Source organism: Streptomyces sp. NPDC048392, assembly GCF_043200575.1.
GTDB lineage: Bacteria > Actinomycetota > Actinomycetes > Streptomycetales > Streptomycetaceae > Streptomyces.
This window is the reverse complement of the sequence record NZ_JBICYB010000004.1, coordinates 233,699-248,240: the sequence shown is the minus strand read 5'-3', so window position 1 is coordinate 248,240 and position 14,542 is coordinate 233,699. Positions and strand designations below refer to the sequence as shown.

Sequence of the window (14,542 nt, the reverse complement as noted above, 5' to 3'; positions counted from 1 at the left end):
GTGGAGCGCACCGAGCTGGAGTGGCTGACCCATCTGGTCGACTGCCATGACAAGGAGCTGGGCGAGCTCAGGAAGCTGGACGCGTACTACGAGGGCAAGCAGCCTCTGTCGTACATGCATCCGGAGTTGCAGCGTGAGCTGGAAGATCACGTGCGGCAGGTTGTGATCAACTGGCCGCGCCTGGTCGTCGACTCCATCGAGGAGCGCCTGGATGTCGAGGGGTTCCGGCTGCCGGGTCAGGCGCTGGCCGACGAGGAGTTGTGGCGGATCTGGCAGGCCAACGACTTGGACGAGCAGTCCCAGCAAGGGCACTTGGACGCGCTGGTGATGCGCCGGGCGTACGTCGTGGTCGGGACGAACGAGAAGGACCCGGACACGCCGATCGTTACCGTCGAGTCGGCCCTCGACATGTTCGCCGAGCACGACCCGCGGACGCGGAACGTCGCGGCCGCGGTGAAGCGGTGGTGCGAGGGCGAGGGCCAGGACGAGGTAGACCACGCCACGCTGTACCTGCCGAACTCCACCGTGTGGTGGCTGAAGGGCAAGGACGGCGTCTGGGTCGAGGACCCGGACAACGAGCGCGACGACCACAAGCTGGGCGAGGTCCTCGTCGAGGTCCTCGGGAACCGCACCCGGCTGAAGCACCGCAACGGCATCAGCGAGCTGGCCGACGTCATCCCGCTGTCCGACGCCGCCTGCAAGATCGCCACCGACATGATGGTGTCCGCCGAATACCACGCCACGCCACGCCGTGTGGCGTTCGGGTTCGGTGAGGACGACTTCGTCGACGAGAACGGCCGGAAGCTCTCCGTGTGGTCGCGGATCGCCGGCCGGATCTGGACCACCGAGAAGAGCCGGAAGGACGACGGCGCGGACGTCATCCAGTTCCCCGAGGCGGACCTGAAGAACTTCCACTCGACGATCAACCAGCTCGCCCAGCTGGTCGCGTCGTTGACGGGCATGCCGCCGCACTTCCTCGGCTACAGCACGGCCAACCCTGCCTCGGCGGACGCGATCCGCAGCTCCGAGGCGCGGCTGGTCAAGCGGGCCGAGCGGAAGCAGAGGTCGTGGGGCGGGACGTGGGAGCGGGTCATGCGGCTCGTACTTCTCGTGAAGAACGGCGAGGTCGAGCCGGAGGTGACCGCGCTGGAGACGATCTGGCGGGACGCTTCCACGCCGACGGTGGCGCAGGCCGCCGACGCCGCGGTGAAGAAGCACCAGGCGAAGATCGTGCCGCTGCGGCAGACCCGCGAGGACCTCGGCTACACCCAGGTCCAGATCGCGCGCATGGAGGAAGAGGACGAGCGAGTGGCGCAGCAGGTGATGCAGCGCCTCGCTGCCGGCGACGTGACCCCGCTGTTCGGCACCAAGCCAGAGCCGGACCCGGATCCGGATGACCCGGAGGTGGAGGAGCCTCCGGAGGTGTCCAGTGGAAACGCCGCCTGAGCTCGCCCGCGGCCGGTACGACCTGGTGTCGGCGACGATCAGGGCGATCATCGAGCAAATCCAGGCGGTGTGGCGGACGCTGACCGCCGACACGGTCGAGGACGCGCTGCAGGACGAGGCCGGCGCGATGATCGCGGCGGCCGTGCTGGCCGGGCAGCTCAGCGTGGCGGACTCGGCGGCCGCGTACATCGCGGCGCAGATGACCGCGCAGGGCGCCAGTTCGCTGCCGGACGCGACGCTGGTGTCGGCTGCGTTCGCCGGGCTGGCTCCGGGCGGGGGCCCGCTGGAGTCGCTGCTGTATCTGCCGGCGATCGGCGTGCGGCGGCGGATCGCCGCCGGCCTCGATCCGGAGGAAGCGATGGTCGGCGGTCTGGCGGACATGTCCATGTACACCGCCACAGCGATCGCCGACACTGCACGCGGCGCGGACCAGGTGGGGATGGCGACGACCAGGTCGTGCGTGGCGTACGTCCGGGTGGTGCAGCTGCCGGCGTGCTCGCGATGCATCGTCCTGGCCGGGCAGATCTACCCCCGCTCGGAGGGGTTTCGACGGCATCCGAACTGCGACTGCGAGATTCTGCCGCTGGCGGAGAAGGACTGGCCCGGCATCCCCACGCCGGAGCAGCTGTTCGCGCAGCTCAGCCCGACGCAGCAGTCGCGAGTGTTCACGGTCGACGGGGCCCGGGCGATCCGGGCCGGCGCCGACCTCGGCCAGGTCGTCAACGCCCGTCGTGGCATGGACACCGTGCACATCTACCGGCGGACTCTGCAGGTCACCCACGAGGGCGCCACCCGGCGCAGCGTGTACGGCCGGTCCCGTGCAAGGGCCGGTGACCCGACGCGCCGGTTCGCCGGGCAGCGGTTCGGGCAGGCCACGTCGGCGCGGTACTACCGCTCGGAGCGGTCGCCCCGGCTGATGCCTGAAGAGATCTTCCGACTCGCGGACGGTGTCCGCGCCGAGGAGCTGCGGCTGCTTCGCCGCTACGGCTACATCGTGTAGCCGCTGTCCCACACCGGCCTGGCGCAACGCCCGGCCGCCCCTCTTTCCCCCGCAACGGGAGACCCATCATGAAGACAACCCGCCAGAGCTGGCTGTCCGCTGCGCACAGCGCGGGCTGGTTCCAGCTGAACCGCCACGACGACCCTGACCCCGCCGACCCGGCAGATCCCGCGGATCCGCCGGCGGACCCGAAAGACCCGGCCGACCCGGACCCGGACCCCGATCCGGCCGACGACCCGGAGGGCGCCGACCAGCTCGGCGACGCCGGGAAGAAGGCCCTCGACGCGATGAAGAAGGAGCGCGCCGACGCGAAGCGGGCGGCGGCCGCCGAGAAGAAGCGCGCCGACGACCTGGCCGCGAAGGTGCAGGATTTCGAGGACCGGGACAAGAGCGAGCTCGAGCGGGCCGTCGCAAGGGCAGAACGCGCCGAGGCCACCAGCAAGGCCGCCACCGCACGCGCGGTCAAGGCCGAGGTGAGGTCACTTGCCGCGGACTTCGCGGACGCGGACGACGCGCTGGTGCATCTGCAGGAGAAGATGGCCGGCTACTCCACCGCGGACGGCGACGTCGACGCCGAGACGATCAAGGCGGACCTCACCGAACTCCTCGACAGGAAGCCGCACCTGCGCAAGCAGACGGCCTCCACTGACCCGGAGCCCGACCCGGGCAAGAAGGGGCCGCGCCCGGACCCGAGCCAGGGCCCGCGGGACAGCAAGCAGCCCGCCGACTACAGCAGCGCCGACCGCTCGACCCTCAAGGGCGAACTCGCCAAGTACGGCGTGCGCCTGCGCGGATGATCCACGTCCGTGCCCGACTGGGCGACGGCCGCACCGTGATCGAGGTCGACGGCCATGAAGGCCACGTCGAAGACGGCCGGGTGTGCGCGGCGGTATCGGCCATCATCCAAACCGCGCTGCTCGGCCTGCAGGTTGTGGGCGAGCAGCATCCGGACCTTGTGTCCGTCGACATCACCCAGGAGTAACCGCATGAACACCAGCACCCTCGCGCGCCCGCGTGCGCGGTCGTGGTTCCGGCTCGACCGGCACGACATCCGGACGACTCTGCCCGCGGCGATCCGCGCCATCATGCAGAACGGCCTGCTCGACGGCATGTTCCGCGAGTCGCTCGCGCCCGAGTTGCTGTTCGCACAGGTCGCGGACGTCGAGCCGTGGCAGGGCGCCAAGGGCACCCGGAAGATCATGACCCGTAACGGGCTCATGACACCGGACCCCACCCCGACCACCGGTTCCGACGCGTCCACCGGCACCTACAGCATCGAGCAGTGGGAAGTGGTGATGGACCAGTACGGCAAGTCCATCGACACCGACCTGCTGCAGTCGAAGATGACGCAGGCGTCGAAGTACCTCAACGACGTCGGCCGCCTCGGCATCCACGCCGGCCAGACCCTCAACCGGCTGGCCCGCAACAAGCTCTACAGCGGATACGCCGGCGGCCGCACCTTCGTGAAGACCGACGGCACGTCCGACACCAGCATGGTCGTCGCCTCGGTGGACGGCTTCACGCACGTCCTCGTCGACGGCGTGCCCACCGCGGTCAGCGCGTCGACGCCGCTGACCATCACCGTCGACGGTGTCGACAACACGGTGACCGGCGTCAACACCGGAACCAGCACGCTGACCCTGGGCACGGCCCGAGCCGACGTCACCGGTGAGGCCGTCGTCTCCTCACAGGCCCCGTACGTCGTGCGGGCCGGTACGGGCAACGACTCGGCGTACGACGTCGGGACCGGCGACCTGATCAAGTTCTCGCACTTCCGGGCCGCTGTCGCCCGGCTACGGCGCATGAGCGTGCCCGCGGCCGAGGGCAGCAACTACGTCGCCCACATCGACTCGGTGACGGAGTCGCAGCTGTTCGAGGACACCGAGTTCCAGAACCTCTACCGCGGCCGCGCCGACTCCGAGACCTACCGTGACCTCGCCATCGGCGTGTTCGGCGGCATCGTCTGGGTCCGCAACGAGGAGGTCCCGTACCTCACTTCGGCCACGACCGGGCACGAGGACCTGGCCGCGACCGTGCACCGGCCGATCGTCATGGGCTCCGGCGCCCTGGTCGCCGCTCCGTTCGAGGGGATCTCCGACCTCCTCACCGAGACCGGCGTCAACGATGTTCCCGAGATCGCCATGATCAACGTGGCCCCCGGCGTCGACGTCGCCCGGATCGTGCGTCCGCCGCAGGACCGCTACCAGCAGAACGTGTCCACGACCTGGTCGTGGGTCGGCGACTACGGCGTCCCCTCGGACTCGCTCGCCAACAACGACCCGGCCCTCTTCAAGCGGGCCGTGATGCTGGAGCACAGCGCCAACTGACCTCCGCCCCGGGCCCAGCCCCACCGGCTGGGCCCCGGCCACAGACGAAAGGGGAGGTCTCGTGCGCGTCATCGTCAACGAGAACTTCAAGGTCTTTTACGGCCACGTACCCACACCACTCGAAGCCGGGCAGATCGTCACCGGCGACCTCGCCGGACTCCTCGCGCGCGGCGCTCGGAAGAAGGTGACCGTCCTCGAGGACGATTCCCCTGAGCCGGACGCCGGCGGGGGCAAGCAACCGGTGAGCGTCGTCGAGATTCCTCCACTGGGCACCGGCACACCGACCGAGCCGCCTCCGCCTCCACTGTCCGGCGACGAGCTGGACATCGACGCTCCGGTCGCCGACGTCCTCACCTGGGTCGGCGAGGACCAGGAACGGGCAGCTGAGGCGCTGCGCCAGGAGGAAGCCTCGGACAAGCCGCGGTCGACGCTGGTGAAGCAGCTCGCCAAGATCGCTGGCGAGTAGCGGGAAGGGGGCGCTGTGGCTCTCCCCTCCTTCGCCACTCCCGAGCAGCTGCAGGCGTACGTGCCCGGCGTCGCCGCCCCGGAAGAGTCGGCGCTGCTCGCGCTGCGGATCGCGTCGGCTGCGATCCGCCGGTTCACCGGGCAGGTGCTCTCCTTCGTCGAGGACGACGAGGTCCTCCTGGAAGGCGGGGAGCGGGCCCTGGTTCTGCCGCAGCGGCCCGTCATCGTCGACACCGATCACCTGCTGACGGTGGTGGAGATACCGGACGGGACCGGGCTCGAGGTGCCGGCCGTCGAGAACCGGGACTTCATCCGGCAGGGATCCGAACTCCGGCGCGGCGAGCCGCTGTACGACCTGTCCCGCACGATGGGCTGGCCTTTCAACCGGCCGCTGGGCATCTGGGCCGACCGTGTCCGGGTCACCTACAGCCACGGGTATGAGGAGATCCCGGACGAGGTCCTCGGCGTCTGCCTGGACCTCGCCGCCGCCACTCTGTCCAACCCGCGGCGGCTGCGGTCCGAGGCCGCCGGCGCCACGTCGGTGACGTACACGGTGGAGACCTTCGGGACCGGCTCTCTCACCTCCGACCACCGGAAGATCCTCCGCAGCTTCCGGCGGACCGCGCTGTCGGTGAGGCCGTCGTGAGTGCCCTCTACGAACAGTCCGCCGTCGTCGTCCGGCCGGCCGTCACGACGGACCGGTACGGCAACAAGAAGTACGACTACGGGCCGGCCGCCACCCGGGCCCCCATCGGGCAGCTGAACATCCAGCCGTCCGGCGGCAGCAAGGAGGACACGGAGGACCGGCAGGTCACCGTCACGGGGTGGCTGCTGATCTCCGCGCCGGGCACCCTGCCCGACCTCCGGGAGATCGACCAGGTCGAGTTCGACGGCCTGGTCTGCGAGGTCACCGGCAAGGTCGGCCGCTGGCCGGTGCCACGGGACATCCGGCACATCGAAGCCCAGCTGAAGGAGGTCGACTGACCATGCCCGCAGCCCACTTCCGCTACGTGCCGAACCCGAGGATGTTCGACGAGCTGGCCCGGGCTCCGGAGATGCGCGATCTCCTCCTGGACAAGGCGCAGCAGGGCGCGAACTTCGCGCGCGGGTTCGCTCCTGAGTACTCCGGCCCGACGTACAAGCCGGGTGTCAGCAGGCACGGGGAGTACAAGGACTCGATCTACAGCGGCGCTCACCTCAACCCCAACGGTTGGCGCGCCGAGTTCGGCGCGAACGCCCCGTGGTCGCTGCAGGTGGAGTTCGGGTCCGGTCGGCCGTCCACCAGCCGTCTCCGCCCGCAGGGCGGTCACTCGCCCAAGGCCCGGCCGCTCGGTCGTGCCCTCGATTCCCTGAGGGGGACTGCTTGATGCCCACGATCCGACTCGCCCACTGGCACGACGGCCATCCGCCGGGCAGCGTGGTCGACGTCACCGACGAGAAGCTGGCGCTGCTGAAGCGTGACGGCCGCGTCGCCGAGGTCCTGCCCCACAAGCCGGAGGTCGTGGCGGAGCATGCGGCCGCACCGGCGGAAGAGCCGGCACCGGAGCCGGAGCCGGAGTCCGCGGTCGCGGAGGCCGAGGCTGAGGCGCCGGCGAAGAGCAGCCGCCGACGGCGATGACGCAGCCGGTCGTCGTCTTCCCGGACGCCGAGCTCGTCGCCGCCACCATTCTCCGGGCCGCCCTCGACGCTGCCACCACGGTCGGTACCGAGTGGCCCGACGATCTCCTGCAGAAGGTCAAGGGTGGCGTCGTGTCGGTGACCCGGGGCGGCGGCGCCGTCGTCCAGCGGTACGTCCTCGAGGACGTGACGCTGGACATCGACATCCTCGCCGCCGACAAGGCGCAGGCGCAGGACCTCGCCCAGCTCGCCCGCGCCCACCTGCAGGCGGCCCAGGGCACCACGGTCGACGGCGCGCAGCTCTACAGCGCCGCCGATGTGTCGCTGATCTGGCTGCCGTACGAGCCGGACGCCGAGACCGCCCCGATTCCCCGGTACGTGCTGGTGATGCAGATGCGTCTGCGCGCGCGGCCGGCGCTCTCCTAACCCGCAGCCCTCCCCCACCCACTTCACCCGTCGGTCGTCGGCCGCACGGGTCTCTCGCATGCCTGGAGGCATCCGTGGCGAACACCGCCGACAACGTGCGCGCAGCGCTCGACGGCTCCATCTACCTCGCCCCGAAGGGGACCACCGCGCCGGCGGACCTGACCGCGCCGTGGGACCCGGCGTGGGTCGACCTGGGCTTCATGTCCGACGACGGGGTGAGCATGGAGTACTCGACGGACGTCGAGGACATCAACGCCTGGCAGTCCCTCTCCCCGGTCCGTCGCATCCTGACCAGCGTCAACATGACGCTCGGGTTCACGGCCATCGAGCTGAAGGCGTCGACGATCACGGCGTACTTCCCCGACTCCGTCATCACCGAGGTGACGGCCGGCACCGTGTACCGGCTCGACATCCCGGCCGCGCCCGGGCCCGCCGAGTGGGCGATCGGCCTGGAGTGGCGCGACGGCGACATCACCAACCGGCTCGTGATCCCGCGCGGTGAGATCACCGACCGCGGTGCCATCAGCCTCGGCCGGTCCGCTGCGGTCGGTCTCGAGATGACCGTCTCCGCGTACGCCTCTTCGGCGCCGGAGATCGCGACCTGGCTGAGCAACGACCCGGCCTGGGCCCTCGCCGCCTAGCAGCCGGCCTGCCCCGCTCCGACTCCCCGGCAGGCGTGCGATGCGGGTCGCGCCTGCCGGGGGCACAACCCGCATGACCCGCAGGACCAGGAGCAGTACGTGAGCACCAGCAGCAAGGCCAAGAACGCGAAGGGGAACGAGGTCACCTCCCTCGACTCGCTCGCCCAGCAGAAGCGCGACGCCCTTCCCGAGCCGTGCACATTCGAACTGCGCGGCGTCGAGTTCACTCTCGAGCCGTTCAACTCCCTGCCGATGGACCTGCAGGAGCGCATGCGCGGCCCCGAGGACTACCTCTCCATCCTGAGGACCGCCCTCAGCGAGGAGAAGGTCCAGGAGATGATCGACGCCGGGTACACCCTCGTCGACCTCGAGGTCGTCGCCAACGAGTGGATGAAGCGCTCTGGCGTGGAGCCGGGGGAATCCGCGGCCTCCTCAGCTTCCTAGCGGAGCACGGGGAGGCCGTCGAGTGGGACATGGCCCGGTACTGGCCGGGCCGCTCCCTGCTGGACCTGTGGCGCGGCACCCTTAGCTGGCGCGAGCTCCGCGTCTTCCTTGACCACCTGCCGTGGGACTCCGCGACCTCGAGGTCCGTACGCAAGTCCACCGCGGAGGAGGACTACTGGACCCCGGACCGGCAGCTGGACGCCGCCCTCATCGACGCCGTCCGTGAGCTCACCTACGTGACGGTCAAGCTTCACGGCGACCCGAAGAAGACCAGAAGGTTGCGTCCGCCTGAGCCGATCCCCCGGCCGGGCGTCGAGAAGCGCAGGAACAGTCGAGTGATCCGGTTCGGCGGCCGCCACGGCAGCGGCGCCGAGCAACTGGCACAGGTCTTCGGCGGAGGCCGCGCCACAACCCCCTGATCGGAGGTGGGTCGTGGCAGGTGCCGGTGGTGTCCTCGTCGGACGCGGCTACGTGGCCATTCGCCCGGAGTTCCAGGGCGACTGGTCCCGATCGGTCAACGCCCGCGCCTCGAACGCGGGCAGGTCCGGCGCCGGAGCCTTCACTAAGGCTTTCGGCGTCGGCCTCAAGGGCATCGGCGCACTGGCCGGTGTCGCCGTCGCCGCGAACCTCAATGCCGCGGCCGCGTCGGCCGCGCTGCTGGCCCCGGCCCTCACCACGGCCGGGGCCGCCGCCGGTGCCCTCAAGCTCGGACTCTCCGGGATCGGCGACGCCTTCAAGGCCGGCTTCGCCGACAGCTCTGCGCAGGCGTCCTCTGCCGCCTCGTCCACCCGCGCGGTGGAGGCGGCGCAGCGTGGGCTGGCCAACGCGCAGCGGGCGCTGGCGGATGCGCGGGTGCAGGCGGCCGAGCAGGTGAAGGACGCGCTGCGGTCGGTGGAAGACGCCGAACGCAGTCTCGCCCGCACCGTCGCTGATGCGGCGCGGGATCAGGCCGACGCCAAGCGCAAGGTGCAGGACGCGGTCCGGGAGCTGGCCGAGTCCCAGCAGGACGCGCGGAAGGTCCAGACGGATCTCACGGAGGCGCGGCGGGACGCGGCGCGGGAGATCGAGGACCTCAACAACAAGCTCGCCAACAGCCGGTTGGAGGAGCGCGAGGCCGTCATCGCGATGGCCGATGCGGAGAAGGCGCTGCGGGCGGCGCAGGCCAAGCCGGGCAACCGGCCGGAGGACATCGCCAAGCTGCAGCTCGCCTACGACCAGGCGGCGCAGGCCGTCCAGAACCAGCGCCTGGAGACCAAGCAGCTGGGCGAGGACGCCGCCAAGGCCAACAAGGCGGGCGTCGAGGGCTCGGACAAGGTCCAGAAGGCGCAGGAGCGGATCGCCGATGCGCAGCGTCAGGTGGAGGACCGGACGCGTGCGCTGGCCCGGGCGCGTGAGGAGCAGCGTCGTACCGAGGTCGACTCGGCGCAGGAGATCGCGGACGCGCAGCGTGCTCTGGGTGAGGCGCAGCGCGGGGTGGACGAGGCGCGGGCGGACGGTGCGCGGCAGATCGCGGATGCGCAGCGGGCGGTGGCGGACGCCGCGGCGGCGGTCGCGGACGCGCAGCAGTCGGCGGCCGGGCAGGCCTCCCAGTTTGACCAGGCCATGGCCAAGCTCGCGCCGAACGCGCAGAGCTTTGTGCGGGCGGTGCAGGGGCTGGCTCCTGCCTGGCGGGACATGAAGCTGTCCGTCCAGAACCGGCTGTTCGAGGGACTTGACCAGACGGTCACGACGCTCGGCCGGGCGACGATCCCCGTCCTGAAGCGGGGCCTGACCGGGATCGCCGGCGTGTGGAACGAGATGGCGAAGTCGGCGGCCGGGGCCATCACCGAGATGGCCAAGACCGGGATGCTCGACAAGATCCTGGCCGGGGCCCGGGACAACCTGGCCGCTTTCGCCAAGGCCCCGGGGCAGATCGTCACCGCGCTCGGCCAGCTGTCGGTGGCGGCGCAGCCCGTTCAACGCGCTGTCGCAGCAGATGGCCGGCGCCCTCACGTCCTTCACGGACGGGATCGCCCAGTCCTTCGCGTCGGGTGGTCTCGAGCAGGCCATCGGTACGGCGATTGGGATCCTCGGCCAGTTCGGGACCCTCCTCGGCAACATCCTCGGCACCGTCTCGGAGATCTTCAAGGCCGCCTCCGATGCGGGCGGGGAGATCGTCGGCACGCTCGGCGCTGTCTTCGGCGAGCTCCGCAAGGTGTTCGCGACCGACGAGATGCAGGCCTCGCTACGGAGCCTGTTCGGATCGATCAGCCAGATCGTCGGCGCGCTCGCCCCCATCATCGGAGCCGTCGTCCAGGCCGCGGTGCCGCTGCTCGAGGCGATCGCCAAGCCCATCGCCCTGGTCGCCGAGGTCGCCGGCCCCGTCCTGGTCCAGCTGGCCGACACCCTCGGCGCCGTACTGCTGCCCATCATCGAGGCCATCGGCCCGGTCCTCACCACCGTCGGCACGGCGCTCGTGGAACTCGCCAAGGCGGTGATGCCGCTCCTGCAGCCCGTCGGCGAGCTCATCGCCACCTGGATCAACGCGCTGGCTCCGGCGTACATCCCGATCTTCGACGTGATCCTGAGCCTGGTGGAGGCGCTGATCGGTCCACTGACCACCGTCATCCAGGCCTTCGTCCCGATCATCGAGCTGTTCGGCCAGACGATCACCTCGGTGTTCCGAGCCCTCGAGCCGATGCTGCAGCCGCTGGTCCAGCTGATCGGCCAGGTCGCCGAGCTCGTCGCCAACGTCCTGGCGCAGGCCCTGCAGCAGCTGATGCCGATCCTCACGCCGCTCATCGACGTCGGCATGCAGCTCGTGCAGACGGTGTTCGCTGCGCTGGAGCCGCTGCTGCCAGTGATCGGCGACGCGCTCGAGACCCTCGGCGGGGCGCTGCTCACGATGCTGCCCGCCTTCCAGGGCGTAGCCGATGCGGCGGTCGCCCTGATCGAGGGGCTGATGCCGCTCATCCCGGTCGGCGTGCAGCTGGTCACCGAGGTCCTCGACGCGCTGATCCCGGTCCTGCCGACGGTGGCGGACGCCTTCGTCGGCATCACGGAGGCCGTGCTCGCCCTGGTCCAGCCGATCGCCGAGCTCGTGGGGTCGCTGGCCGCGCAGCTCGCGCCGATCATCGCCGACCTGGCGCCGATCCTCGGCGAGCTCCTCGGCATGTTCGTGGGGCTGCTCGCCGAGGCGCTGCCGCCGCTGACCGATGCGCTGGTCATCCTCGTCGAGGCCGTCGTCCCGATCATCCCGCTCTTCGGGGAGCTGGTCGGGATGGTCCTGCAGATGGGCGCCGGCATGCTCATGGACCTGCTGCCCGCGATCCTGCAGCTGGTGCAGGCCGGCATCGATCTGACGATCGCGCTGCTGCCGCTGGTGCCGCCGCTCGTGCAGCTCGTCGGCCTGGTCGTCGAGCTCGCCGTCAAGGTCCTGTCCTGGCTGCTGCCGCCGCTCCTGCAGTTCGCCGGGTTCCTGGTCGGCGTGCTGGTCGGTGCACTGTCCACGGTGATCGGCTGGGTGTCCGGCCTCGTCTCCGGGATCGCCAGCCTCGTCTCCTGGGTCACCGGCAAGTTGGGCCCGGTCTTCTCCTGGCTCAAGGACAAGGTCATCATCCCGGTCTGGAACGGGATCAAGAAGGCCCTGACCACGGCCTGGTCTGCGATCAAAACGTACGTCCTGTATCCGATCCGGGACTTCTTCACCAAGACCATTCCCAGCTGGTCGAACACGTTGAAGAGCAAGGTCACCGGTGCCTGGAACCAGATGAAGGCCGGGTTCTCCAACACCTGGGGCCAGATCAAGACGTACGTCCTGTACCCGATCAGGGACTTCTTCACCAAGACCGTGCCGGGCTGGGGCACGACCCTCAAGAACCGGATCGTCGGCGCGTTCGACGCAGCCCGCTCCGGCATCAAGAAGGCCTGGGACAAGATCCGGGACATCGCCAAGAAGCCGGTCAAGTTCATCGTGGACACCGTCTACAACAACGGCATCCGCAAGGTGTGGAACTTGGTGACGGATGCCTTCGGTGGCAAGCACCTGGATGCGATGAAGTTCGCCACCGGCGGTGTCTACAACTCGATCCTGCCCGGCTACACCCCGGGCCGGGACCCGCACCGGTTCGTGTCCCCGACCGGCGGCGTCCTCGACATGTCCGGCGGCGAGTCCATCATGCGGCCGGAGTTCACCCGGGCCGTCGGCGCGGGCTTCGTCTCCTACTGGAACGGTCTCGCTCGCAGCCGCGGTGTGTCCGGTGTCCGGCAGGCCATGTCCGCCACCATGTCCGGCGGTGCGCACCAGGCCTTCGCCGGGGGCGGCATCTTCTCCGGGATCGGCGACGTCCTCGGCAGCGCCTGGGACAAGGTGAAGTCGGGCGCCAGCTGGCTCACCGACTCCTTCGGTTCGGCCATCAAGGCCGGCGTGAACAGGGTCGTCAACCCGCTGATCGACGCGATCCCCGGCGGCAGCATCGGCTTCGTCGGGCTGCTGAAGTCCTTGGCCAAGGGCGCGGTCAAGCGGCTCCTGGACGGCGGCGACGAGGGCGACAAGCAGAGCGGGGGCAACGCCCGGAAGCCGGTGAACGGCCCGATCGGGACGCGGTTCGGAGTGCCCGGCAGCATGTGGTCTTCCGGCTACCACACCGGCGTCGACTTCCCGGCACCCACCGGGACATCGGTCCGCGCGGTCCTCGGGGGCAGCGTCCTGTCCGCCACCTCCGGCGGCCCGTACGGCAACCACATCGCGCTGTCCCACTCCGGTGGCCTCTCCACCCTGTACGCGCACTTGTCGTCCATGGGCGTCCGGGCCGGCCAGCGGGTGGGGCCGGGCTCCCGGATCGGTGCCGTCGGCGCCACCGGCAACACCACCGGGCCGCACCTCCACCTCGAGGCGCGGCGCAACGGGCGGCTGTTCGACCCGGCGACGCTCTTCGACGATGGCGGCTGGCTGCCCCCGGGCGGGCTCGGCTTCAACGGCCTCGACACCCCGGAGGCGGTGTTCACACCGGGCCAGTTCCGGGCGTTCGAGGGCGCGGCCAACGCCGGCGTCGCCGCGGCGTACGGGGGCGGCGGGTCCATCACCGTCAACGCCCGTACGGCGGACTTCACGGTGGCCGACCTCGAGCGCGTCCAGCGCGTCCAGGAGGCCCGGGCCAGGGTGGGGAGGCCACGCTAGATGCCGATCATCACAGCCCCAGTCACCACGCCGCCGGACACCGGGCCACCGGGCGGGACCCCGGTCCCGCTCCCGGAGATCGGCTACGCGACCGCCCAGTACACCGATCCCACCGGGACGGTGTGGCCGCTCACCGACTGGGACGCCGGCTGGTTCACCCTCGCCGAGGGAGTGTCCGGGCTCGGCGCCGTGAAGTACGAGCTCACCACCGACGCGCAGCCGCGCGGCGGCACCCGGCTGCGGCACGCCCAGGCGCAGGCCCGCACGATCGTGTGGCCGCTGTTCGTGCAGGGCGGCGACCACCTCGAGCTGGTGGAGCGGTGGCGGGCGCTGGCGACGGCGTTCACGCGGACGCTGCGGGAGGACGAGGGACCGGGGGTTCTCGAGATCGCCCGGCCGGACGGCACCCGCCGGCAGATCGAGGTCGTCTACCTGGACGGGTTCGAGGGGCAGGACAAGCAGGGCTGGGGCCGGGACGCGGACAGCGCGGTGCTGCAGCTGCTGTGCGAGGACCCGTACTGGATCGACCCCGTGCCCGTCTCAGTCCACCGCGAGACCGGTGAGCTCGCCGACTTCCAGGACCCGTACCCCATGGTGTCCTCGTCGCAGGTCCTCGGCGAGACCATCATCAGCAACCCAAGCGACACGACGGTCTGGCCGACATGGGTGGTCACCGGCCCGGCCTCGCTGATCGAGTTCACCGTCACCCGCACGCTCCGCACCGGGCCGACCGTCACCCAGGCGTTCACGCTGGACCCCAACGCTCCGGACGTCGGACACGGGAACCTCCTCGCCGGTGAGCAGGTCATCATCCGCACCGACCCGCCGCAGGTCCGCTACCAGGACGGCACCCTCGACGGTTCCAACTGGGTCGGCGCGCTGGACTGGCCGACGGCCTCCCTGTGGGGGCTGGCCCCGGGCGACAACGAGGTCAGCTTCGTCCTCACCGGCAGCGGCCCGGGCAGCGCCGTGGACCTGACGTTCCACCCCCGCCACCAGACCGCATGAAGGGGGTGGG

The 14,542-nt window shown here is 70.5% G+C and carries 16 protein-coding genes; 15 read left to right on the top strand and 1 reads right to left on the bottom strand.

What is annotated here, in order from left to right; all coding sequences use genetic code 11:
• From ACGFYH_RS09385 to ACGFYH_RS09325, 13 genes are all read left to right on the top strand, one after another.
• On the top strand, positions 1–1,446 hold the full coding sequence (locus ACGFYH_RS09385) for a phage portal protein (protein WP_393802518.1): 1,446 nt from the start codon (positions 1–3) through the stop codon (positions 1,444–1,446).
• Positions 1,430–2,446, top strand: coding sequence for a hypothetical protein (locus ACGFYH_RS09380; RefSeq protein ID WP_393802517.1), 1,017 nt, complete (start codon positions 1,430–1,432; stop codon positions 2,444–2,446). Before ACGFYH_RS09385 ends, ACGFYH_RS09380 begins: the two co-directional genes overlap by 17 nt.
• Positions 2,447–2,514: 68 nt before the next feature.
• Positions 2,515–3,243 (top strand): hypothetical protein, encoded by a 729-nt coding sequence (locus ACGFYH_RS09375; RefSeq protein WP_393802516.1) that lies wholly within the window; start codon positions 2,515–2,517, stop codon positions 3,241–3,243.
• Positions 3,244–3,278: 35 nt separating this feature from the next.
• Positions 3,279–3,428, top strand: coding sequence for a ribosomal-processing cysteine protease Prp (locus tag ACGFYH_RS09370; RefSeq protein ID WP_393802515.1), 150 nt, complete (start codon positions 3,279–3,281; stop codon positions 3,426–3,428).
• A gap of 4 nt (positions 3,429–3,432) precedes the next feature.
• Complete coding sequence (locus ACGFYH_RS09365; RefSeq protein ID WP_393802514.1) at positions 3,433–4,773, top strand: hypothetical protein; 1,341 nt, start codon at positions 3,433–3,435, stop codon at positions 4,771–4,773.
• A gap of 61 nt (positions 4,774–4,834) precedes the next feature.
• Positions 4,835–5,239 (top strand): hypothetical protein, encoded by a 405-nt coding sequence (locus ACGFYH_RS09360; RefSeq protein ID WP_393802513.1) that lies wholly within the window; start codon positions 4,835–4,837, stop codon positions 5,237–5,239.
• Between the two features lie 15 nt (positions 5,240–5,254).
• Positions 5,255–5,884 carry a hypothetical protein gene (locus ACGFYH_RS09355; RefSeq protein ID WP_393802512.1) on the top strand — a complete coding sequence of 210 codons (630 nt, stop codon included), beginning with the start codon at positions 5,255–5,257 and terminating at the stop codon, positions 5,882–5,884.
• Positions 5,881–6,222, top strand: coding sequence for a hypothetical protein (locus ACGFYH_RS09350; RefSeq protein WP_393802511.1), 342 nt, complete (start codon positions 5,881–5,883; stop codon positions 6,220–6,222). Before ACGFYH_RS09355 ends, ACGFYH_RS09350 begins: the two co-directional genes overlap by 4 nt.
• Positions 6,223–6,224: 2 nt before the next feature.
• Complete coding sequence (locus ACGFYH_RS09345; RefSeq protein ID WP_393802510.1) at positions 6,225–6,605, top strand: hypothetical protein; 381 nt, start codon at positions 6,225–6,227, stop codon at positions 6,603–6,605.
• Positions 6,605–6,856, top strand: coding sequence for a hypothetical protein (locus tag ACGFYH_RS09340; protein ID WP_393802509.1), 252 nt, complete (start codon positions 6,605–6,607; stop codon positions 6,854–6,856). Before ACGFYH_RS09345 ends, ACGFYH_RS09340 begins: the two co-directional genes overlap by 1 nt.
• Entirely contained in the window at positions 6,853–7,281 is a 429-nt protein-coding gene (locus ACGFYH_RS09335) for a hypothetical protein (protein WP_393802508.1), read from the top strand. The genes ACGFYH_RS09340 and ACGFYH_RS09335 overlap by 4 nt, the downstream gene beginning before the upstream one ends.
• A 74-nt stretch (positions 7,282–7,355) precedes the next feature.
• Positions 7,356–7,922 carry a hypothetical protein gene (locus tag ACGFYH_RS09330; RefSeq protein ID WP_393802507.1) on the top strand — a complete coding sequence of 189 codons (567 nt, stop codon included), beginning with the start codon at positions 7,356–7,358 and terminating at the stop codon, positions 7,920–7,922.
• 99 nt (positions 7,923–8,021) lie between these two features.
• The gene (locus tag ACGFYH_RS09325) at positions 8,022–8,366 is read left to right on the top strand and encodes a hypothetical protein (protein ID WP_393802506.1); all 345 of its coding nucleotides are present in this window, start codon (positions 8,022–8,024) and stop codon (positions 8,364–8,366) included.
• A 243-nt stretch (positions 8,367–8,609) separates the two neighbouring features.
• Here the strand turns inward: ACGFYH_RS09325 and ACGFYH_RS09320 are convergent, their stop codons facing one another.
• A complete protein-coding gene (locus ACGFYH_RS09320; RefSeq protein ID WP_393802505.1) occupies positions 8,610–10,367 on the bottom strand; it encodes a hypothetical protein in 1,758 nt (585 codons plus the stop codon).
• Between ACGFYH_RS09320 and ACGFYH_RS09315 the strand changes: the two genes are divergently transcribed.
• Together ACGFYH_RS09315 and ACGFYH_RS09310 are read left to right on the top strand one after the other, a co-directional pair.
• Positions 10,342–13,524, top strand: coding sequence for a peptidoglycan DD-metalloendopeptidase family protein (locus tag ACGFYH_RS09315; protein WP_393802504.1), 3,183 nt, complete (start codon positions 10,342–10,344; stop codon positions 13,522–13,524). The two genes, ACGFYH_RS09320 and ACGFYH_RS09315, sit on opposite strands and share 26 nt — an antisense overlap.
• On the top strand, positions 13,525–14,532 hold the full coding sequence (locus ACGFYH_RS09310; protein WP_393802503.1) for a phage tail protein: 1,008 nt from the start codon (positions 13,525–13,527) through the stop codon (positions 14,530–14,532).
• The last annotated feature ends 10 nt before the right edge of the window (positions 14,533–14,542 follow it).

What these genes read in the sequence shown, in the direction of transcription:
- ACGFYH_RS09375 (WP_393802516.1), top strand. Translation starts at nt 2,515, where the DNA reads ATGAAGACAACCCGCCAGAGCTGGCTGTCCGCTGCGCACAGCGCGGGC.
- ACGFYH_RS09365 (WP_393802514.1), top strand. Translation starts at nt 3,433, where the DNA reads ATGAACACCAGCACCCTCGCGCGCCCGCGTGCGCGGTCGTGGTTCCGG.
- ACGFYH_RS09345 (WP_393802510.1), top strand. Translation starts at nt 6,225, where the DNA reads ATGCCCGCAGCCCACTTCCGCTACGTGCCGAACCCGAGGATGTTCGAC.
- ACGFYH_RS09340 (WP_393802509.1), top strand. Translation starts at nt 6,605, where the DNA reads ATGCCCACGATCCGACTCGCCCACTGGCACGACGGCCATCCGCCGGGC.
- ACGFYH_RS09335 (WP_393802508.1), top strand. Translation starts at nt 6,853, where the DNA reads ATGACGCAGCCGGTCGTCGTCTTCCCGGACGCCGAGCTCGTCGCCGCC.
- ACGFYH_RS09315 (WP_393802504.1), top strand. Translation starts at nt 10,342, where the DNA reads ATGGCCGGCGCCCTCACGTCCTTCACGGACGGGATCGCCCAGTCCTTC.
- ACGFYH_RS09310 (WP_393802503.1), top strand. Translation starts at nt 13,525, where the DNA reads ATGCCGATCATCACAGCCCCAGTCACCACGCCGCCGGACACCGGGCCA.